Consider the following 25,253-nt stretch of genomic DNA (forward strand, 5'->3'; position numbering starts at 1 on the left):
ACAACTATTATTCAGCAACTATTTTATAGTAATTAGAGAATGATTTATTTGAAATTTTTACCAGGTATACTCCTTTATTTAAAATGTTTTTATCGTTAAACTCAATTGTTTCAAAAATATCCTGGATATTAAATTTTCTGCTTTCAACACGATTTCCTGTTACATCAAAAAGTTCTATTAATACTTCTGAGTTTTCAAAATGCTTCAAGTTTACAAACAATCTATCCGTGATTGGATTGGGATATAATGCTACTTCTGCTTTATCTTCAATCAAATTATAGTATAGATTGTCAATGTGTATGGTGGTATTTAATCCATATACTTCATTTAAGAAAAATTCGTTCAACTTTAAATTTGCCTGACAGTGTTGTTGTTCGTTATTTATTGGAATACGTATAATAAATTCAGGCGACAACGGATTAACGGATGCATATGAAACTTTTACCGTATTTCCTGAAATTTGATAATTGGATTCATTAAAATCCTGAAGGCTAGACTCCAATTTCGTCGCAAAGTCAGCACAAATATTTTTTACATTTAACTCAAATTGAAATCCATAAATTAATTCCTTCCACAAAGGATAAATTTCTATATAGCCTGGTGTTGTAACTACATTAAATCCAGTGGATGAAGGATACTTTGGATTTAAATTGGAGCTTTGATAACTTTGATTAACATCTCCCAATTTAATGGCAATAAAATCCAAATGCTGCATATCATTGCTGGCAATTTCCTGAATCTCTAAACTGGCATCCAATTCTTCAAATGGATCATTTGGGTTTATAAATTTGTAGTCTTTATTTATAAAATGATAGGTTTTGTGCGAAGGAAATTCAGTGACTCTTCCTAAAATTAAATTACGGATGTATGCTACATCTTTTGTTGATATTGATTTACTCAAATCTACATCAGCTGCGAGTAAATCTTCAACTTCTTCAAGTAATTCAATTCCTAAAATATGCCTTTGGATTTTAATAATATCAGCTGTTGAAATGCCGGAAGGATCTGCTTGACTAGAAACCATTCCTAATTTGAAAATTTTATTTGCTGGAATATTGCTAAAGGAATAGTACCCGTTTTTATCTGCTGCAACTCCGTATGCCTTGCTATCAACAATTAAATTAGCTGATGCAGATTTAACAAGTTGATTAGTTTTAGTTTGTACCAAACCTGAAATGCTTACGTTTTGAAGACTGGTTGGGCACAAATTATTAACATCATCAATCACTATAAATGTTGTTACATTATTTACATTTCCTTCTAAATCCCATACATATAAATGGATATCGCGTTTACCAATACTGTCACAGGTAAAAATGCGCAGTGTATCATTTATGTCCTGTGAAAATGAAAATCGCAAATCAGAATCAGAAGTACAATTATCTGTGCTTTTTAAATTAAAACTTCTTGCGGTAATTGATACCATAGGGCCGGCTGCCATTTGAATCAAACTACTGGATAGTCCGAAAATCGCAGTTGCTGTTGGCGCTTTTCCATCTCGAACCTCGATGACGGTCTTTAAGATACCTGTATTATGACATGAATCATTCGCATAAAAACAAATCAAATGCCTGCCTAATGGGTACATGCCACTGGCATTATTCCCATTTTGTTGAACATCAATTTGTCCGTCTCCATTAAAATCAATGGTATAATGTAAGGTCAAATTGGAGGTTGATCCGCAATCAGATGCAATAATATTTGGTAAGATTACTTGTCCTGGTTGACAAGCAGGAGTCTGAATAAAAACAAGTGTATCCACGAGTCCTGTCAATACAGGAGCAACGGTATCCATTATTTTAATCTCCTGTATGTAAGAATAATATCCATTCGCCGCAATGTTAGGATTCGGTTTAAGATTTGGATTGTATTGACACCAGTCAATAACATACCAATACCTTAAAATTTTTGCACAAACACCCCCTCTGTCAAAATTGTATTTTTCATCTTTCTTGGATGTTTGGACGTTGGCACATGCATCTTCGTTTATAATTGGTATTCCCGCATTGATGGTATCTGAATCTATGCGACATGCAAATACAATTTTATGTTCTGGCCATTTGAGTTGATTTGGATCTAAGCCATTAAATGTTTTTGTTTTTAATACGGTAATTATTTGGGTACATGAACTTTGTTGCCTGTGAATATCTGTAGCAATAAATGTTCTTCTTATTTCACCAGAACCGCATGCATCCAATTGATTGTCAATAATTGTATCAATAGATAACAAGGCGCAATTATCACTTATAAAAGCACCCATTGTGAGCAACACGCTGTCCAAATCTGCACCACAACTTACAGTTACATTATAAGGACAGGTAATATCGGGGGCAATTTTATCAAGTACAATTGCCTCTATCATACAGTCTACATAATGTCCGCGATGCAAAGAATCTGAAACAGGACCATCACCTGGATAGACATCATAAACTCTTAAAATTACCCGGATACTAGATGAATCAACATCCTGACAGCAAAAACGAATCTTATCATCAAAATGATTTGCCGGATTCCCTGGATTTGAACATGAGTAACCGGATGGATTAAACATCCGTTTAATTTTGAAATACACATGACCACAATTATCAGTAGAACCTGCATCAAAAACTGTTGCAGGTATATCTGCAAAGCCTGGACTTGGTAAATTAATTGTTTGTTGTGGGTTGCAAACTAAATTCGGTACTGAGGCATCGTAAACGGTTACATAAGTAGAATCTCTGCCTGACATTCCACAATGATCAGTAACCGTATATACCACTTTGTAAACACCCGTAGCAAAAAACAGGATTCCTCCATTAGTATTTAAAGCAGTAAAAACATTGGAAGTTGTATATGTAATCGCGGTTGGACAAGCACCTGAATAATTCACACTTGCCGCAGGCATATTAAACAGGGTATCACATGCTTGAGGCCTCTTTATTTGAATGGTAATATCCGGCGGAGCCACCAATTGAAAATTCAAACTCGGCGCGTTTTCTGCACGTGCACTCGAACTGTCCAGACCCCAACAAATTAAGCAGGCAATCAGGACAGTCCGACAGGATGAATTACTAAAAAAACAAAGCCAATAGGCTGCTAAAGAGTTTACGGTGCACATATACTTGTAATTTGCTAAATCCTAAATCAAGCTTATCCGGTTGGGAAAACCGAAGAAACCCTATGTCTTACCTGAATGGTCAATGTAAAATTTGAGGAATAAACCTCTGTGTGTAAGTCTGGAATACAGGCTACCGTATTGGGATTAAATTAAACTGTATGGGTGGGAGAATCAGGGATGTTCAAATAAACTCACTAATGGAATTTATTTCATATTACAAAATTATATAATGTTTATTAGTCTGTAATACAATTGTTTGGGTATTTTTAATATTTTTATTTCCTATATATAAACCAGGTTTCTAATTCGCTCATTTTTAATTAGTTATTGTTAGCAAATGCATATGGATCGAAATCATAAAACCTAATGTCATAAGAATTTTAGCAGAATGAATCACATACATTCAATAATCAGGCATCATGAGAATGGGTGATTTTGCCATTTAGGCCTTTATGAACCAAGAATAAGGTTCTTACATTTTATTCGGTATTTAAAATCAATACCAAAGAAGGCTTTAGTAAAAGTAGCTTAGCATTTTCCTCAATACAGCATATTTCTAATTTGAACGCTTAAAGTTCCAATGTCCGGAAGTTTACTTTTCTAGAATTGCCCTTTGATTTTATTGTCTAATGCTCACAGGGTATGTTGTAGTGGACAATAGTTTTAAATTCTGCTAGCTCATTTGCAATTTGATTAGTAGAAAATTGAAAAACCTTCTTCAGCTAAATTTTTACTTGAAGTATAGTCTTGGTAACTTCTTTAAATCTCAAACAAATTTTAATACTATTCCTGACTTTAGTAGATATCAAAGTTCAGGGATAATTTTTTGATTGGATCTACATTATAAAAAAACCTCTTCCCGATCATTCGAGAAGAGGTGAAATAAAATTTGATTGAAGTATATTCTTAAGATAAGGTGGAAACCTAAAATCTGAGATTGCCACAAAAAAAAAGCCCCCTCCCGATCACTCGAGAAGAGGCCATCCCAAAAACCGATTTAACTTTTTCTCAATCGTCGATAATATATCATCGCTAACTAAGAGGATTTTGGGAAAGTAGTGATCTTATTCGATCACTACCATCCTTTTAGTTGCTGTATGGTCAGCGGCATCTAACTGATAGTATAATACTCCGGTAGCGTTCAATTCTGATTTCTGTACTTTAACAGTATTCATTCCTTTTACGCCATTGAGTTCAAATACTCTCAATACCTTGCCGGTTACGTCATAGATACTCAATTTAGCTTCTCCTGCTTGTGGAAGTCTGTAAGAAATTACAGTTTCTTTAGCAAATGGGTTCGGACTGTTTTGATACAATTCGAATACGCCACTTTCTACCACACCTTTTTCTGTACGTACACCTAAGCTGATGTCTTTTGTGCTCAATTGAGCATCATAAGCTTCTGCTGTAGTTACATCACTTGTAATTGCTAACAAGCTTCCAATGCTTGATTGGCTACTTGCGCGGAATACAACTGTGAATAAGGTTGCATTTGCATCAACACTTTGAGCTACTTTGCTATCCCAGCTTGTAGTCAAAATACCGTTGCTTACTTGAGTTGTTCCAAAGTTTGACTCATCAACATTCAATGCACCTGCTTCGATTCCTTCGAATGCCAATGCCTGACGGTCGAATTTCAATGTAAACTGGTAACCTGCGATATTTGTAAAGTCGCTTGATTTGAAAGCTACTTTATAAAGCTCACCTGCAACAGTTACGTTGTTGTCAACTTCTAAATGTAATTTACCATTATTTCTGCTGCTGCTTCCTGCAACGTTGTGGCCTCTGGCGTCAGTTGTTACATCACCCATTTTAACGGCTACAAAGTTTTCAATCAATTTTTCTTGAGCAGTAATAACCTGATTAGATTCTCTTGGTGCAATGAATGGATTGCTTCCGAAAACATAAGTCTTAGGAATAAATGTCCAAGATTGTACTTTAGAGAAGTTGCTGTTTACACCTAAGATTAACTTTCTGATTTCAGATACGTCTGCAGCAGTAATTGTAGCACTGTTGTTAACGTCAGCCGCAACCATTTTGTATCCACTGTTTAAAGTCTCAATTCCAAGAATATGTCTTTGAATCTTAACGATATCTTTAGTAGATACTCCATTTAATGGATCGTCATTTCTAGTAGGTTTAACACGGTATGTATTAGGTTTCAAATCTCCGAATAAGTATTTACCATCGTTGCTGGTAACCATACTCTTCATCATATTTGAAGAAACTAATAACTCAACATTAGATAATTCAGTCTGATCGTCGTTTTCAGTTTTCAATTCACCAGTAATATTACCGAATGAACCTGTATTAGGACAAACATCTTGATTGTCTTGTACGATGATTACTGTTTTGCAGTAGTCAGTATTTCCTTCTTCATCTTCTACCCACATTTGAACATCTACTAACAACTCGTCATTTGCACCTGCTGCTACGAAATCATCGCAGCATATTGTAATGCTTGTTGCATTTGGATCTCCATTGAAATAGAATTTCAGGTCATCCTGATCTGTACAATTGTCATAGCTTCCTCTATCCAAATCTTTTGCCCAGATTGTTACGCACTTGCTTGTTGGCATTGGTACGGTAATTACTCCGGTCAAACAATATGGTGTTGGTGCTTTGCAATCTTTGATTTCAAATAATTGGCATAATGTTCCAATGTTTCCGCAACCATCTTCTACAAACCAGCAGATCTTATGGATACCAACTGGATAGTTACCGCTTGCATCGAATGGATTGTTTTCATCGTCAGCAGCTGGGTTATGGTGGAACAATGGTGTACGACCTGCAGCAAACTCTTTACGAGTTAATGGACCTACTTTATAGTCATATCCTGAATGTTGTCCTTTACCATCATTGAATAAATCAATTTTATAGTCATAGAATAACCAATCCAATGGGCTACAGTTATCTGTTGCATCTGCTGTTAAGCTGATGTGACCATAACAAATGTTGTCTGTTGCATTCTTAACTGCTGGTTCGCAATCTCCAACGCTGATACTTACAACTGGTTTGTCTGTGTCATGAACTTTGATAATCTGTAAATATTCCCAACGACCATTTTCTGGATCGATGCTTGGATCGTATTGACACCAGTCAATTACTGTCCAATGACGTAATACTTTGAAGCATGCATCTGGTTCGATTGTGAATATTTCATCCACATACTCGATACTGATTAATGCACAAAGATCGTCTGCTCCGTTTTCTACTACAGGTCTTCCTAATAATGGATTGTCTGGGCTGATGTCAGCTCCACAACCATCAATAGTAGTTGCCTGACCTGTACAGTTACCTGGCCAGGTAATGTCATCATCTGGATCGCAATTGTCAGCTCCGTTGATATAGAATGGATCGCAATCAACAACCCAGATAATCTGAGTTCCTGTTACGCTGATACCATTTGGTCCACGAGCTACGATCGTACGGGTAATTTGACCCTGACCGCACTCTCTGTTATCATTTACACTGATGGTTGGTGTATTACCGCATGCGCTTAATACGTATCCGTCAAATCCCCAAACCAATTCATATTTTCTGTCATAATGAGCTGTATCAAACAAGCTTCTGTAGTAATCACAAGCTCTGTTCCAAGCTGGTGGGTTTGATGGTGGTGCACCAGGTACATATCCTGGGTAACCAGTATAATCATTACGTACACAATATTTGTAACATACTAAGTCATTAGTAACTACTTTATGTCTTTGAGACAAGTCAGTAACTACACGACCGAATGTTGGATCGTTTGGATCGTCAATTTTATCAACGTCAAACCAGAACCAGCAGCTTACCACGATATTTGGTGGTGGAACTACTGTAGGTACACTCTTATCTTGTACTTCAACTTCAACCATACAATCGCTGAAGCGGTTGAACAATGGTCCACCTGGGTTCATACGGTTTGGTGCAATTGGGCCTGCGCCTGGATCGCGATCAAATACACGGAATACAACCATTACTGTTTTACCAACATCTGAACAACAGAATTTAACATGGTCATCAAAATAAATTTGGTTACCATCCAAAACTGAGTTGTCATCGCCATTGATTCCAGCACAGTTTGTACCGTTATCAGCCTGATTTGCATTGCTACCGTTGTTTGTACCTCTTAACTGCTCCATGCGGATTGCCTTGAAGAAGATATGAGGAGCACAGTTGTCAAAACTTCCCTGATCAAAAGATTCTGCAAATATTTTTGCAAAGTTTTCACCAGGTGATTGATTACCATTAATGCTTACTACAGTTTTAGCTTCGCAAACTGCAACTGGTGGCACGTTATCAAATACGTTTAATGCAATTCTTTTCTTAGTTACGTTACCACAGCAGTCTTCTGCAATGATATAACCACTTTGGATTCCAACCGGCATGTTGATTACAACATATCCTGCATTTTCGTCACCCAAAACAGTACCATCTTCAACTTCAACTGTATAGTGGATTTCATTTGAACAATTGTCTCTCAACCAGGCTGGTGGAACTTCCCAACGACCTGTGCATGTCCAAACTTCCATATTAACGTTAACTGTATCTGGATACAGAATTTCTGGTCCATAAGCATCAGCAACTTTAATGATTTGGTTATGACCACCAACTAAGCTGGTACACCAATCCAAAACAGTCCATTGTCTTAATACTTTATAGCAACCTACTGGTCCTGCATCGCAACCTGGACGAGCCAAGTCAATAACGATATCTTTGTAAGTAACACCTAAGTTACGGCAGTTGATACCACCTGGGTATCCTGTACCTTGCCACATAACTACCTCATCTGGTCCCCAACATACTGGATTGTTTGCTCTCCAGCTTGGGTGTGCAGGGTAATACACTGGGTAAGGATTTGGGTGGCCTTGGTATGGACCTGAATCCAAACAATTCCAACCTAATACTCTAGGTAAACGCTCTCCGGCTAAGTCACCATTAGGACTTGGTAAGAAACCACCTGTTGCAAACCAATGTGCAGAGTCTAACAAGTAGCCATCAACACAATATGGGTATGCTAAGTAATGTGGGGTAACGTCTTTATCATAGATTTTCTCATTGCAATTCAACATTGGATTTTCAATGTTGTCATAATTTAAAGGCACAACAGCATCTGTTAATAAACCTAAACCAACTGTAATTGTCTGAACGCAAGTAGCTTTATTGCCAGATGCATCAACAACAGTCCAGGTACGTCTAATAACGCGGTCGTTGCCAATTGCACAAGAACCTTGAGTTACATTGTCTTTGTAAGAAATTGTATAGCTTCCGCAGTTTTCACGTACACCAGGTGTACCTGTAAAGAACGGAGTTGTTTCAGAATAACAAGGAACGCAAGTATCTCTTGCACATGTTAATACTGGAGGTAATTTATCTTCAACGGTAGCATGTCCCCAGCAACTGTTTCCAGTTTGTGGATCACGTACAGTAATTTTTAATTCTCTTCCGATATCTTGGTTACCTACCTGAGATCCAGTTACATTAGGCTGACGATCGATGATGGTATTGGTAATCCAATCACGAACCTCTACAGTATAATCATCGTAACAACGGTATGGGCCACCGGATAATACCTCATCAGCGCCAATTGTAGCAAAACAGTTTTCATCCAAGCTCACTTGAATTTCATCATGACATGCTAAAGCTGTTACTGTATTTGGATAAGGAAGTACGCATACGTCAAATTGACAAACTGTACGGTTATTTGAAGCATCAACAGCTTCATAGCATAATGTCTTACAACCAATTGGGAAATAAGATCCAGGACCATAAGGTTGTCCGCAGGTTTGAATAACCGGAACCATACCTAAGCCATTTGGGTCAATTCTTGAATACAATACCTCACCAGGAAATCCGAATGGGCTACAAGCAATACCGAAGTTAGCTCCTGCTAAGTTAACAGAAATAACACCGACACTACCTGCTGGAGAGTTGTGAACTGGATTGATTGCGATGATACTGTCTTGGAAAGTATTAACGCAAGTACCAAATCCAGGTAAGTTCATACTCATACCAGAGTTGATAGTACCTAAGATACCAAAACCTCTGATCTCACCAGGATTCAATAAGATACCACCATTACCACTTGCAGTTTGAGTTACATTGCTCGCATTACAAATTGGACCTTGACGTGTACCTGCTGCTGGTTTAGCCAAATAGATCGTATCTTTTTGGAAAGCCGCACCATTCGTCCATGCATAGGTACGAACTGAGTCAGTTGCACCAGTAGTTTTTAAAAGAGTCCAGGCAGATTTAGGCATATTGTTTAAACAAGTATTACCTGCTGCTGGCCAACCACCAGTTGGAGCTGCTCTCCAAGATGTATTTGCAGTATTACGGGTATAAACCTCGAAGGTACCTGCTGTGGTATTCGCACCACTGGTAAATACACTTGCAAAACCGCGGATATACATTGGACAGTTGCTTTTATTTCTAATGTCAAAGAAATAACCACCAGAGTCACCGCATGCGTTGATCCCGCAGAAATTCTGACCATATGAATTACAACCAACAAGACCTACGTTTTGACCGAATACTAATGGATAAGGACAGTTGTCCATCGCCATAAACATAGGAGCATTCCAAGCCACTTCGCATTCGCCAGGACCTGCATTTAAGTTAACACGACCTCCTTTAGGGCAAGCCGGATTAAATACAGGAGGTTCTGTATCTGCGATTACAATGGTTTGAGAAGCTGTATCGTCAACGCTACCAGCACGAGTTCTCCAGTACAATCTGGTCGTACCAGCTTGACCAATTACAACACCACCAGCAGGACAGCTTCGAAATCCTGTTAAAGAACTAAAGCAGGTTGCACTAACCGGAGTTAAGCTATATTCAGTCCGAACTGGTTGCGTTGGAGCACAACCTGTTGAAGCAATACATGCAATAGGAGCAGGAGAACATGACCCTGGAGCCAATGGAAGTATAATTGGAGTAGGAGAACCAACAATGTTTGCAGCCTGTTCGAATATTACGTTACCAGTAACAAACGTTCCTTGATTTCCACCCCAGGTATCATAACCTACCATAGTCCAAGTTCCGTTCAAATTCGCAACATCACCAATACGATCTCCAGCAACAGTAGTACTGGTCAGGTCGTTTAATGAGCAGAATTGAGGATTGAAGTCAGTAGAACAACCAACACCATTTCTTGAAGCCCAAGAACTGGAACCGATTGTAGCATCTGGCTTATATGGATTTGCATTTAAGAAGAACCCTGCATCTGTTGCTGACTGCAATGCTGTATCATTAAAGTTGAAGGTATGTGTACCTCCAGCGATCCAGCCAGAACCAGTGAACAAAGAAATTCTTCTACCACCTGGTGCCTGAAGACCGTAATAAACGTCCGTCTGCCAGTCCATGGTATAAGTTAAAGTAACTCTTGCCAATCGGTGGCAACTAGTTAAACCGGAAGCTGTTGTTGTTGATTTCATGGCAGCAGCAAACGTACAAGTATTATCAAAAACGGTTGAACCGCCTGGAAATGTAAACGTTTGAGCTTGCACATTCAATCCCCAACAAGCTACCATAAGCAGCAAGCTGAACCGGGGAAATTTTGAAATTAATGTCAAGACATCTTTCATGAGATATTGTTTTTAAGATTTTTTAAATTGATTATTGACAGCCATTTAGATTAACGCTTCAGTAGGTTAACCACATATTTGTATTCATCCGGCCAAATTCCAGCATAAAAGCTGTTGATGCTTTGGTTGGTAGTATACCCAATATTGGTGTCAAAAAATACTTCCGTCAAGCAAGATGACGTAGAAATGCTCGCATTGGATTGAGCGATCTCGCGTAAGCGGGATAAAATCCGTGCACGTAACATAAAAGACTGTGGATCACCTACGTTCAAGACACCTGACTTATAGGATTGATAAGTCTGGAATTCCTGATCGATCGTGTTGATCGCACTAACCCGGTCTTTTAACGCTGGAAATGGCAAAGGGGCATTCGCCAAGTTCACTGTTTGACCTATTGAAGAAAATTGAAATGCAAGGATAAACAATAGAATAAAGCCTGCAGATCCAACTTTTTCCAAAAGTCTCAAATTCGTTCTTTTCATGAGAATTAGTTTTGGTTATTAAGTTAAAAAAATCTTTATCAAAAAAGCCTTGAGACATACTGCTATGCATCAAAACCCTTATGGTTTCAAATCAGCTCACCTGATTGTTATTACAATCAAATGATCTTTTAAATACAACAACATGATTTACCAATGCCGATTACAGCCTGATTGAAATCACATCATTAAATAAAGACTTATACTAGTGGGGATTGCTTCGTCCGTGTAGATTAAGTCTTGAGTTTGGTTTATTTATAATTCATCACAACCCACAACAGGGCAGTGAATGCACAAAGATAGAAATCGACACATAGCTAGCATTACCAATAAAGTGGTAATTTTCATATTCGATTTATATTTAATATATAAAATTTTAACTTACTTTTAAGAATCATTTAATATTCCGGCTCGTCTTCCAGCAAATCTATAAAGACTTCCAGGTTAGTTCCTTCTGGGATCGCACTTGGAATTTTAGAGGAGATATTAGCAATCTTGGCTGGAATAAACAACATGGCCTTGCTTCCTTTTGGAATTTCTAATAAGCTTTCTTCAATTCCTATATTTAATGCAAATGCTCCAACAATAATTTGTTCAGGATTTCCTCTGGAGTAAGATTCTTCAACAAGCCCCAATTTTGCATGTTTTGCATAAAAATGAAAGCGAACCTTTTCCCCTAATACGGGTTTTAAACCCATTCCTGGTTTTAAAATCACAACCTTGACATTGCTTTTTGTATAACTGGTATAGCCCAATTTATTACCGTCTTCAATATCTTTAAGATAAAGTCCAAAATTTGTTTCTACGGCCCTACGTGTTCCTTCCCAAATTTCTTTATCCTTTTCAAGTTTCTTTAGTCGCTTTGCTTCCGCTTCTTCTACAACTTTTACTGGTTTGATGTCCAATATTGAAATCTTCCAGGTTATTTCCTTGGTTTTTAAACTGTCTTCCGGTTTGTACATTCCTGTTTTGTCTATTATTATACTATCTCCTTTAGATACATAATAAAATACTTCAGCAATTGGAAAAAACTGATCAATGGGAACCTTTTTAGTTCCAAGCAGCAAACTGTCTTTAGGCTCAAGGAGTTTTTTCATAGTTCGCCCCAAGTCTTGGGATCTCCGCTCCAATACACCCCCCACGTAAAGTTCTGCATTAAAAAAAATGACTTCACCCGGTTTTACCACAGGAGTCTTTTCATTTCGAGCCCAAATAAAATGGTAACCATGGTCTGTAGTCCCTTCTTTTAAATCAGCATAATCATTTTTACATGAATTGCTAATCGTTAGCAATACAAAGCATCCGGTGATCCAGTTTATTATGTTTAATCTCATTCTTTTATATTCTTTTAAAAATCCAATTACTGTTGCCCTAATAAATATGCTTTCAAATTGGCATTATTGAATCCAGCTATCATAAGGTCATAGGGTCCACTTTTTACATAGCGCAATTTTCGCAAATCCTGGGTTAATTTTAAACCGGTTTGTTTCGAAGGTACATGTTTAAAATTACCTTTTCCATCATTTAACAAGATACCTCCAACTCCTGCATCACTTCGTGTAGTTTCAACTTCCCGATTGTAATAATTTCCACCATAGATTAAGTCTTTGTATCCATCTTTGTTTACATCGTACACAACAACATCCTGAATGGGTGCAATTTGATCCATATTATTAAATGGCTTAAATGCAAATGAACCTCCTTCATTTATAAATATACCGGAATGAAATTCCGTTACATCCTTAACAATAGCACCTTCTTTCATGCCTTCTAAAATATCATCGATTGAATGTGAAGCAAATTCATTGTAGGTTTTATATTTTTCCTTAATAAACGGCATTTGTTCACTGCTGCATTGTCTGCCTCTCACCGGATAGTATTTTCCATCGCGATCATAAGAACCCAGGTAAATATCCCAAGTCCCATTCTCATCAAAATCTTTTAAGAATACTTTAAATGGTTTTTCAACGCTTGCTTTAAATTTAGTATTCATTCCCAGGTTACCTGCAATTAAATCCTGATCTCCATCTCCATCCACATCTTCTGATAGAATCACATTCCACCAACCTTTTAAATTCTCCATTCCATATTTAGTCGTTTCGTTTTTAAATTTACCAGATTCATTACTAAATACCATTGGACTCATCCATTCTCCAACAACGACCAGATCGAAATCACGGTCTTTATCCAGATCCACAAATGTTGCGCCTGAAACCATGCCAATTGCAGTTGCCATTTCAGGACACAAGTCTTTCGTTTTGTCAACAAATGTTCCTTTTTCATTTATTAAAAAAGCAGAGCGCTCTGACTTACCATAAAAACCTGGGACTTGTCTTCCTCCAACAAATAAATCCTGATCTCCATCCTGGTCAATATCCGCCGCACGAACTACTCCTTTGCTAAATGTCAATGCAGGAATCCGATTGCTTCCATCACTAAATTTTCCTGCACCTTCATTAATATAAAGTCTGTCTTTATAAAGTGGTGAACCCACTGCAAATTCATTGGACCCACTGGCAACATACAGATCCATATCCTTGTCTCCATCTGCATCAAAAAATAATGCATCGATATCTTCGGATGCTTTATGTGCATTCCACGGACTGGAAGTTGAAGGTAAAAATCCTCCATCTGCTTGTTGAATATACAAAACTCCATTTGTACCCGCGCAACCTCCTAAATAAATATCGTCATTTCCATCTCCATTAACATCACCTGTTGCTAAGCAAGGACCAAGTGTAGACATTTTATGTGGAATTAATATTTCCTTTTTATAATCATCGTAATAATTTTCCTGTGAATGAATTTCACCAATTATTTCCTGAGTAACATCTTTTGTTAAAACGGTTCCAGTTAACTCAAATAACTGTGCTCCCGTTTCCTCACTTGCATCAGTTTCTTTTAAAGTAAGTGTTTGATTGCATTTAACAGCTTTCTTTTTTAAAGTTTTACCGGATGGCCATCGTACAATCAATGAATCCAATTTTTCAACCGACCCGACTCCAAAATGCATGAAAGGTTCTGAAGTTGACATATAACCGCGTGCATTTGTTAATTCCAACATTTGCATTTTACCATTATCATAATAAATCGCTGCTCGCGCCCCATACGATCTGTAGTTGCCTTCAGGACCCACTAAATTCAAACGCAGGTAATTGCTACCGGGACGATTATTTGCATTATTTTGATATATAAAAGCATTATCACCAATATTATTTACAATGAGGTCCAGGTCACCATCATTATCCAAATCAACATATGATGCACCATTTGAAAAACTTTTTTGCGCCATACCCCAATCATCTACCACATTTTTAAATTTTAATTCCCCTACATTGTGGTACATGTAATTCACGATTTTTTCAGAAGGTGCCTTCTTAACCAATTCCAGTTTGCTCTTAATTGAATCAAACGGTTGTTCAAACATGGCTTGGTAGTCTCTATTTCTTACATCCCGCATTAAACCATTTGTAATGTATAAATCCTTAGCTCCATCGTTATCGTAATCTGCTAATAAAACCGACCAACTCCAATCTGTTTTTGAAATACCTGCCAATTGTGCTATTTCACTAAACGAACCGAAGCCTTGATTTAGTTGTAAAGAATTAAACATGTATTGATAATGAAATCCGAGTTCCACATTTTTCCAAAACTTAGGTATATCCATCCCTGCCATATTGGTTTTATTTCTATACCGGTCCTCGGCAACCATATCCACTGAAAAAATATCTAAAAAGCCATCGTCATTATAATCCGCAATATCACATCCCATACTAAACAAAGAGAAATGGTTCATTGCAGACTTTGCAACATCCCGGAATGTGCCATTCTTCATATTTAAAAATAAGAAATCTGGTTCTTTATAATCTACCGTAACATACAAATCTGGATACCCATCGTTATTAACATCAGCAGACACTGCACTCAGTGCATATCCTAGTGTGAATACGCCTGCTTCTTTTGTTACATCAGTAAAATGAAAATTATCATTTCGAAACAACTTACATGAATGATTTGCCTCCCATAACTTCGAAGAAATTCTTCTTAAAACGATATTTGGTGGCTGATTAACCTGAAACATATCTAAATCACCATCAAGGTCATAATCAAAAAAAGTTGCACTAATTGTATAAGTTGAATCGTTTAATCCAAATTCATTTGAACGTTCTGAAAACGTATTGTCTTTATTATTTATATACAATTTGTTTTTTCGCAATTCAACATTTTCCAATAAAAAACAACTTATAAATATATCATCCCATCCATCACCATTGACATCCGCAACCGTGGCCCCCGTGGTCCATTCAGGGCCACCTTCAATTCTTGCAGTATTGGAAATATCTTCAAATTTAAAATCACCCTTATTTAGATACAATTTTTCCGGCCCTTGATTGGAAACAAAAAATACATCCATCAAACCATCTTTATTAATATCGAGTACAGCAGTTCCTGCGCCTTGATAAATTCCATCATAATAATAATAATTAAGTTGTTCGGTTTCCTGAATGGTATTTTCAAAGCGTATGCCCGTCTCCTTCGGATCCATTAGTGTAAACAGGGTACCTGATTCGGATTTATTGTTTTTTGATTTAGTACACCCAATAAATCCAAAAATAATTAAAACGAAAAAATAATAGTTTGATGTGTTCATCTTTCAATTTTAAAACTTACAAAATTAGAATCTATCATATCCAAGAACTATTAACGAAAAGTTAAAAACAAAAGCTCTTAATAAATATAAATTTTATTAGCCTGCATGATTTGATTATTATTTGCGGTTAATAAAACCGGGAAATTTCCAAGTAAGATCAAACGCATTTCTCTTAAATCATTGTTAAGAAATAAACCGGTCCGATTGCTTGGTACAGATTCTAATTTCAAATTTCCGCGATTTAATAAAATCCCACCAACTCCTGCATCACTCCGCGTGGTTTCTACTTCACGATTGTGATAATTTCCACCATAAATTAAATCTACATGCTTATCCCGGTTAATATCAATGAGCGCGAAACTATAAATTGGAGCAATTTGTGCATAATTGGGAAATGCTTTGAATTCAAAATAAGTTCCCATATTTACAAAAACACCGGATCGAAACTCGTGTACTTTTTTAATTACCGCATCATCTAACTTTCCTTCTAATACCTGATCAATAGATGCTAAAGCAAATTCGTTATACGTTCTGAATTTGTCTTTAATAAATGGCATTTGTTCAGATGAACATTGCCGACCTCTTACCGGATACACTTTACCATCTTTATCAAAACTTCCCAGATAGGTATCATGTGTTCCGTTTTTATCAAAGTCACCTAAATAAACATTAAATGGTTTATCTAAGGAAGCTTTAAATTTAGAATTCAAACCTAAATTGCCTCCAAGTAAATCAATGTCCCCATCCTCATCGATATCAACATAGGCCAAAGTATTCCACCAACCTTCAGATTGATCTGTTTTCCATTCCTTTGATTTATTAATTAATTTACCACCATCATTTATTAATATCGTAAGTGGCATCCATTCCCCCACTACCGCTAAATCCAAATCTTTGTCATTGTCTAAATCCAACCACCAGGCATCGGTTACCATTCCAAATGAACCATTCAACTCACTACAGATGCGTTCGGTCTGATCTTGAAAACTTCCTTTCTCATTAATAAGGATGTAACTTCTCGTTGATAAACCATATTTCATTGGGACTTGTCTTCCTCCTACAAATAAATCAAGATCTCCATCCCCGTCAAAATCACCACTTTTTGCCACAGATTTACTGTTGAGCATAGTTGGTAAATTTTTTGTCGCATCCTGAAAGTTTCCACTACCATTATTTAAATACAAACGATCCTGATAAAGCAGCGAATTTTCTTCAAATTCATTGCTACCAGAAACTACATAAAGGTCCTGATCCCCGTCTCCATCTGCATCAAAAAATAAGGCATCCAAATCCTCTTGGGCTTTGTGTAATAACCAGGGACCATTTGCAGTTTGATCAAAAGTCTGTTGGTCATTTTGTAAAAATAACTGACCACTTTTCCCAGCTGCACCCCCTAAATAAAAATCTTCCTTGCCATCCCCATTGACATCTGCGGTTGCTAAACAAGGTCCTAAAGTGGACATTTTATGCGGAAGTAAAACTTCCTTTTTAAAGTCATCGTATTCATTTTCCTGATAGCTGATCCCCGGAACACATTGCTCTGAAATTTCTTCAGAAAATACATTCTTTGTAGAAAAATCCAACTGTTCAATTTTATTTGGATTTGCGTCTGTATATTTTACTACTATTCGTTGGTTTGCATTTACATCTTTAAACATTTGATATGTCCCATCCGGCCATCTTAATAAAATGGAATCAATTTTAGTCTCAGAAGCAAGACCAAAATGAAATAAAGGTTCAGAAGTTGACATATAACCTCTTACATTGGTCATCTCCTGCATTTGAAAATGATCCTTAATAAATAATTTTACGCGAGTACCAAAACCATCTTTATTCCCTGATGGTCCTTCCAATTTAATTTGAAAATAATTATGTAATTTTAAATCAGTTGTTTTATTGCGATAAACAAAAGCAAGGTCATTCATATTGTTAACTATTAAATCCAAATCGCCGTCGTTATCCAAATCTGCACTTGATGCTCCCTGGGAAAATGACAATTGGTTTACATTCCAGGAATCAGTAACATTTTTAAATAATAGATCCCCGGTATTTGAATACATATAATTTTTAATCTTGTATGAAGGAGCCATATTGATCATCTCCAGGACAGAACCTTTCTTTGCATTTATTGGATTCATACTTGAAATATCTCCCCCTAATTTTTCAAACCACTTGGTATTAAAATCTTTATTTCGAACGTCTCTTAAAAGTCCATTTGTTATAAATGCATCCTTGGTTCCATCATTATTAAAATCAGTTAGTAAGGTTGTCCAACTCCAATCTGTATTTGAAATACCAGACATCAATGCTATTTCACTAAATAAGCCGTTGCCTTGGTTTAATTGGAATGAGTTATACATGTATTGATACTGATAGCCATGTTTAACAAGATCCCAAAATTTCTTGGGATTCATTCCACTCATATTGGTCTTGTTCCGATAATGGTCTTCAGCAACAATATCCACCACAATCAAATCCAACCAACCGTCATTATTCATGTCGGCAATATCACCACCCATACTAAAAGTGCTCATATGCTTAAGACTTATACTGGTAATATCCTTAAAAGTGCCATCCTGATTATTCAAAAATAAGATATCAGGATGATCAAAATCATTTGCTACATAAATATCCGGATAGCCATCATTTGAAATGTCCCCAATCATCACACTCAATCCGTAATCATAATTTGTTACATCTGCTTTCTTAGTAATGTCAACAAACCGACCGTTAACATTTTCATATAAATGATCAGTATATTGAAAATCTACTTTGCCGGTCATTTCAAATTTATACTTCCTGCTATTTGGAGGTTGATTGACTACATATAAATCCAAATCACCATCTAAATCAAAATCAAAAAAACTTGCGTGTGCCGTGTAACCAGCATCATCAATTCCATATTCTTTCGCTCGCTCTGTAAATGTGTTGTCTTTATTGTTGATATACAATCGATTTGTGCGGTAATCCTTTATGTCGGATAACCTGCATGAGATATAAATATCCTGAAAGCCATCCCCATTAACATCGGCTATGGTTACTCCGTTAGACCATTCCATACCACCTTCAATACCCGCTTTCGCTGAGATGTCTTCAAACTGAAAATTTCCTTTGTTTAAGTATAATTTTTCAGGTCCCTGATTTGATACAAAAAACAAATCCTGCAAGCCATCATTATTGACATCAATAATTCCAGTACCTGCCCCTTCATAAAATTCATCGTAATAAAAATAATTAAAACTATCGTACTCTACAATATCATTCCTAAACAAAACGCCTGTTTTTGATGAATCCATAAGCTCAAAAACTCCTTGCTCAGATTTCTCATCTGCTTGGGTATTCTTTGTTGTACAATTTGTTAGTAAAAAGGAAAGCCCAATTCCAATTATCAATTGAATCAATCTTTTATTCAAAATAAAAACAGTATCATGTGTCCACTTTAGCATACTAAAATCCAAGTTTATTTCAGCTGAATTCAATTTATTTTGAATTCTCATTGTTTGAATTATTTTTTGATAATAAATCCAGTTTATTAATTACATGCCGACCTATTTTCCGACCTTGAATCAATCCTTCATTGATACCAAACTCATAATGGATGCCGCCATAAAAACGACTTCTTGAAGCTTCCAGTGCTGCATCAGAAATAGAATTAAAGGATCTTACATCAAATCCCCAACGAACAATGGTTGAATCCTGAAAAGACTTATCTCCAAAAAAGTGGATTAAGATTTCCGAAGCCGCACCTGAAATTACACTGTGACCACTGGTATATTCAGGAAAAGGTGGTGTTTGGATAAATGGAGTCCATTTCGGATCGATGTATCGATTGATATAAGTTACCGGACGTATCAGTTGACAGGTATATTTTGCATTCCAACAACTTATAATGCCATCAAATATACCCAGACAAACGTGTGCATAAATTTTAGAGGATTCGTGCAGGTTTAAATTATTTTTTTTGCAAAATTCTTTGGTAATGTTTAACCAATGACCCGGAGGACTGATGCGATGTGTAAAATAGGTGTTGTGTCCAGTAGTAAAATATTCATTTGGATTATCATCCCAGTATTTTGCCAATAATTGGAAATCCTTATTTTTTAAATTATTGGTATCGTATACCGCTTTAGTATATTTATAAAATTGCGAATTCTTATCTTTACTAAATAGTGGAGGAGCCGGCGGGAAAAATTGATTAATGGAATCCAATAAAATATACCGTAAAGATTTCCAATTTGGCTCAAGTGCTTTATCATAACTTGGAGGCGTGATGGTCCAGGTACTATCCGCATCAGGGATGGTATATTGTGCAGCTGATTTTACAAAAGCATAATTATCTTTTAAAATCCAGGCTTTAACCTGTTTAGCAATAAATTCAGCATAAAGTTCTGATTTTTGACGGGTTTCCTTTGGTACATCCTTAATCTTCAATTCAAATTCTGTTGTTAGCGAATCGATCAGATATTCACTGAAGACCATCCCCTTTGCAACAATGCAAAAACTTTTTAAAGCAGCCAATGGATATGAAATACCTGACGTATCAAAATCTGGTTTCGGATTCCATTCTTTTGAAATATACTTCATAAAAGAACGTCCAGAACCATTCTCCATAACTTCATAACAAGTAACATAAGGATAAACGAATACACGACTTGCGACCGGCGGAGAATAGATATCCTCCATGGTTATATCCAATATTTTATCTGTACAATAATGAATAAAAGATTCATCAACAGCAGCAGATTGCTCTTTGTGAGTGCAAGCTCCGAGTCCAGATATTAAAATAATAAATAATAATTTATTCATCCCATTAGTTATTTCTGATTTTTAATAACTTGGTTTTACCATTGTTTTCAGTAACCAAGATGCTTTTTGAATCCGCTACTTTAATAAATCTCATTCGACGCAAATTGCCTGGAACATAAAAACCCGAATTCGAAACTGGCACCGGTTGAAAAGTAGCAACTGATTCCTGGTTCTTTTGGAGCAACAGACATCCAATAGATGCATCATAGCGACCAAAATCTATGTCGGTATCATAAAAATTACCACAGGTCAGCAGGTCCTTTTTTCCATCTTTATCAATGTCCTGAATTAAAATCCCTTTAATCATAGAAACCTGGGTCTCTGCCGGCATTAATTGTTTTTTAAATTTACCGGATTCATTCCAAAAAATACAACTCGACATTTCATAGGCTTTCAGGTGATATGCTTTCTCCAATTTATCTTCTGCGACAATTTTATTCATAGGGGTAATTCCATATTGAGCATATCTCAAATATTTTTTTCGAAGCGAGGTCATTTGTTCCAATAAGCGATCTCTTGAAACAACAGGATACGAAGTTCCAAATACGTATGTACTTAAAATTGCGTCCATGGTTTTACTATTATCAAAATCTGCAGCAAACACTTCAACTGGCTCGGTAGCACTTGCCTTGAATTTCGAATTAAGGCCTAAATTACCGGCTACCACATCAAGGTCTCCATCTCCATCTAAATCCTCAACCTGCAAACTTTGCCACCATCCTTCCGTTCCATTTAAATTGAAGTCTTTTGTTCTATTTTCAAACCCGGTTCCTGTATTGATCCAAACAGTTATTGGCATCCATTCTCCGCAAACAATCAAATCCATTTTACCATCGACGTTCAAATCACAGGCCACAGCATCTTTAATTATGCCAAATAATGTATCTTTATTAAACCAGGATTTTGTTTCATTTGTAAAACTTCCTCCTTTATTAATTAATAAAAAGGATTGTTCAGCATAAGGATATGCAGCAGGTGATACGCCTCCTCCAACAAATAAATCTTGCTTACCATCTCCATTTGCATCAATGACAATTACGTTAGATCCATTCTGAAATTCTTGTGGAATGAGTCCATCCGATTTGGAAAAATTGCCCTTGCCATCATTTAAATACAAACGATCCTGGTATATTTTATTTCCTTTGTCCCACAAATAGCCGCCACTGACCACATACAAATCCAAATCCTGGTCTTGATCTATATCTATAAATGCAGCAGAGACATCTTCATAACTTGAGTCGTTTTTGAAAGCAGTTTGAGTGGAAATTTTAAATGAACCTTCCTTTTGAAAATACAAGACACTTTCCTGCCCAACAGCTCCTCCTAAAAAAACATCTTCAGTACCATCTTTATTTACATCACCAATAGCCAGGGCCGGGCCTTCCGTTGAATTTTTTAAATGGATGATTGGCTCTCTTTTAAAATCTGTAAAGTAGTCTTCACGATGCACAAAATTGATACCCGCATCGTATTCTTCAATAAACCGAAGCGTTTGGTCTTGTTTGTTTTTTGAATCCTGGATAACCGTTCCATCTTTACTATCTAACGTATTGATTGCATTTATTTGGATTGTATTGTAACGTTTCTTTATCCCATCCGGCCAATGTACTTCTACAAAATCAACTTGTGCGACGTCTTTTAAGCCAAAGTGAATAATCGGATCAACAGATGACATAAATCCGCGAACCGGATTAACATATCGAAATTGTTGTTTTCCACCAGCTAACTGCAACATCACTTTTGCACCTATTCCTCCTGTATTTTTTCCTGCTCCTTTTAATTTAATTTTCAAAAAATTATACTTGAATTTTTGAGTGGCTTTATTTTCCAATACAAAAGCATGATCATTTATATTATTTGTGACAATATCCAAGTCCCCATCATTATCAAGATCGACATAGGCAGCCCCGTTAGAATAGGAATCCGGGCCGGCATTCCATTCATCACTAACTTTGGAGAAATTTAAATTACCATTGTTCTTGTAAAAGTAATTTTGGATTTTTCCTTCCGGACAGACTTTTTTCCATTCCGGAAATGAAATTGCACCGCGACCACCAGTGGCTTTCATCAATGAATCGAGTGTGAATTTCTTATAATCCATGTTGGTAACATACCTTCGATACCCATTGGTAATGTAAAGATCTTCGAATCCATCGTTGTCATAATCTGCAGCAATGGGAGCCCATGACCAGTCTGTATGTTCAACATTCAACAAAAATGAAATATCACTATAAGACTTGTTTCCATTATTTAAATGAACACAATTTTTTGAAAATTGGGCTTGTAAATCATACTTCACCATTTTATAAAAACGATCATAGTTCTGATCGTCCATTAAGGTTTTCTGACGCAAATTATCTTCCGGCTTCATATCAACTGTCATCAAATCAAAATTGCCATCGTTATTTAAATCAAAAATTTCTGAACCCATCGAAGAGTGCGATTGATGACTGAAATATTTTTCAAATGATTTTGTGAAGGTGTGATTTTTATTATTAATAAATAAGACATCCGGTTGAAGGTAATCATTGCATACATATAAATCCGGATAACCATCTTGGTTTGCATCCAGAACACATAGACTTAAACCAAATGCTACATGTCCAATCCCAGCTTTTAAAGAAATGTCTTTAAAATTGCCATTGCCTAAGTTTTCATAAAGACGATTACTAATATAGGTGCGACTCGTATCTTCCGGTACATAATAACGGCCTTTTTCATCTTGATAGATATAAATATTATTAATATCCTGCCAACTCACCGGATGGTTTACCATAAATACATCCAGATCATTGTCCAGATCCATATCAAAGAAATAAGTTTGCGTACAAAAACTCTGATCATTCAGATGGTATTCCGGGGCGCGATTTGTAAATGTCAAATTTCCATTATTGATGTAAACTATATTTTCCCGGTAGATTGGATCAAACAAACCACTTTTACTTACAAAAATATCTAATAGGCCATCACCATTTAAATCAACCATAGAAATACCGGTCTTGATTCCAAGGCCACCATCAACTCCGGCTTCTTGAGTAATGTCTTTAAATTTAAAATTGCCCAGATTCAAATACAGTTTACAAAAACCCATAGTCGAACTAAAATAAAGATCTGCCAGGCCATCTTGATTGATATCACCAGCTGCTACTCCTCCCCCATTGTAGAAATACTCATAATTAAACATATTAATTTCTTCCCCGTCTTCAACATAATTTATGAAGTTGATATTGGTTTGCGTGGAATCCCGCAGCACAAACAAAGGATCTGAAGTAGTTTTTTTAATTTCAGATGATTTGGAACAGCTGAGATGGAAAGAACAAACTATTAATAATAGCAAGTAGCTTCCATAGCTTTTTAAATCATTGAATATAATGGGAAGATTTAGCATTAGGAATAGGTTCAATTCAGATTTATAAGATCCAGGTTAATTAATTTAATAAATTCATTATCTGGAAACATGCATTTAAATAATTATTCCGAATCCCCTAATTCATGCGTCATCTATTATTTAAATCCTGTATTTAAACAGATATGATAAATTTATTTAATATCAGGTTTAAAAAACAAAAGCCTACCGCAAGGCAAGCTTTTTATGGAGATGCAAAATTATTTATAAAATCTGAAATTCCTTACTTCTTTTCTTCCATTGCCGGAACTGCTTCTGGTTCTGATTTACTCATCCCTTCATCCATTTTGGGAGCTTTAGGCTTGGCCTTGTACAATTCAAAGGCAAGTGTAAGTTCATGAGACCCATTATTAAAGTTTTGAAATTCCAAATAGGACTGATCGTAGGAATACATGAAACTAAACCGGTCGATTTTCACCCCACCGAGGAGTGAAACCCGATGCCAGGATGGATTATAACTATAGGTAAAACCAGCGAACAACCTGTCATCCAGCATTTTAGCTAATACATTTAAATCTGTGCCAAATGGTACATCCGATATTTTTCGCAGTCCAATCGATGGCTCAATGACCATACGATATTCAGGCAGTCTCCAGATAGCTCCTAAGAATCCGGTAAAACTCACCGGTTTATCTTCCTTTGGACCTGTGGTTGTTTTATTAGAATTGTCTAATCGTGTTTCCACCAAGTGAGGAATGCTGATTCCAATGCGGAATTTATCCTGGATTTCGGCATACAAACCAAAATCTGCACCAAAGTACTTTTCGCCATTTACTGCACTGTTGATATATGGATCCGGACTTTCATGCAACGGATCTGTAATTGCTTCATTATCCAGGTTATATTGGATATATGCTCCGGAAAGTCCAAAAGACATCCGCATATTATCGCTTGGTCGAAAATTGTAAGCGTAATTTATCTGACCTTGAAATCGGTTGGCAACTCCATAATTTTCAGAATAAATCATGGCTCCAAGTCCCATATTGTTGGCTGGACTGGCATCTATTCCTAAAGTAAGTCCTTTCGGTGCCCCATCAAAACCAGCCCATTGATTTCTAAAGTTAAAAAGCAAGTTGGACGTACCATTAAACCCTGTATTGGCTGGATTAACCAAAAAAAGATTTGCATAATAATGGTTATAAACCGCTTGCGTTTTCAAGGCTTTTGCATAATCCTGAGCATTCAGACTACCAAATGCAAGGATCATAATTACAAGACTTAATATATTATATTTTTTCATAATATT

Annotated in this window: 9 protein-coding genes; all 9 read right to left on the bottom strand. The window is 36.4% G+C overall.

The features are described from left to right. Positions 1–7: 7 nt before the first annotated feature. Entirely contained in the window at positions 8–3,097 is a 3,090-nt protein-coding gene (locus IPJ80_02215) for a T9SS type A sorting domain-containing protein (GenBank protein MBK7912294.1), read from the bottom strand. A 1,064-nt stretch (positions 3,098–4,161) separates the two neighbouring features. Then, the gene (locus IPJ80_02220; GenBank protein ID MBK7912295.1) at positions 4,162–10,665 is read right to left on the bottom strand and encodes an HYR domain-containing protein; all 6,504 of its coding nucleotides are present in this window, start codon (positions 10,663–10,665) and stop codon (positions 4,162–4,164) included. 50 nt (positions 10,666–10,715) lie between these two features. Beyond that, on the bottom strand, positions 10,716–11,147 hold the full coding sequence (locus tag IPJ80_02225) for a hypothetical protein (GenBank protein ID MBK7912296.1): 432 nt from the start codon (positions 11,145–11,147) through the stop codon (positions 10,716–10,718). A gap of 395 nt (positions 11,148–11,542) precedes the next feature. Continuing rightward, positions 11,543–12,478, bottom strand: coding sequence for an FKBP-type peptidyl-prolyl cis-trans isomerase (locus tag IPJ80_02230; GenBank protein ID MBK7912297.1), 936 nt, complete (start codon positions 12,476–12,478; stop codon positions 11,543–11,545). Between the two features lie 26 nt (positions 12,479–12,504). After that, positions 12,505–15,795, bottom strand: coding sequence for a VCBS repeat-containing protein (locus IPJ80_02235; protein ID MBK7912298.1), 3,291 nt, complete (start codon positions 15,793–15,795; stop codon positions 12,505–12,507). Between the two features lie 77 nt (positions 15,796–15,872). Then, complete coding sequence (locus IPJ80_02240) at positions 15,873–19,292, bottom strand: VCBS repeat-containing protein (GenBank protein ID MBK7912299.1); 3,420 nt, start codon at positions 19,290–19,292, stop codon at positions 15,873–15,875. Beyond that, positions 19,276–20,601, bottom strand: a complete 1,326-nt coding sequence (locus tag IPJ80_02245; GenBank protein MBK7912300.1) for a vanadium-dependent haloperoxidase — start codon at positions 20,599–20,601, stop codon at positions 19,276–19,278. Before IPJ80_02245 ends, IPJ80_02240 begins: the two co-directional genes overlap by 17 nt. A 4-nt stretch (positions 20,602–20,605) precedes the next feature. Further along, a complete protein-coding gene (locus tag IPJ80_02250) occupies positions 20,606–23,989 on the bottom strand; it encodes a VCBS repeat-containing protein (GenBank protein MBK7912301.1) in 3,384 nt (1,127 codons plus the stop codon). Between the two features lie 241 nt (positions 23,990–24,230). Continuing rightward, on the bottom strand, positions 24,231–25,247 hold the full coding sequence (locus IPJ80_02255; protein ID MBK7912302.1) for a PorP/SprF family type IX secretion system membrane protein: 1,017 nt from the start codon (positions 25,245–25,247) through the stop codon (positions 24,231–24,233). Positions 25,248–25,253 lie beyond the last annotated feature (6 nt).

This window comes from Saprospiraceae bacterium, assembly GCA_016714025.1.
GTDB lineage: Bacteria > Bacteroidota > Bacteroidia > Chitinophagales > Saprospiraceae > Vicinibacter.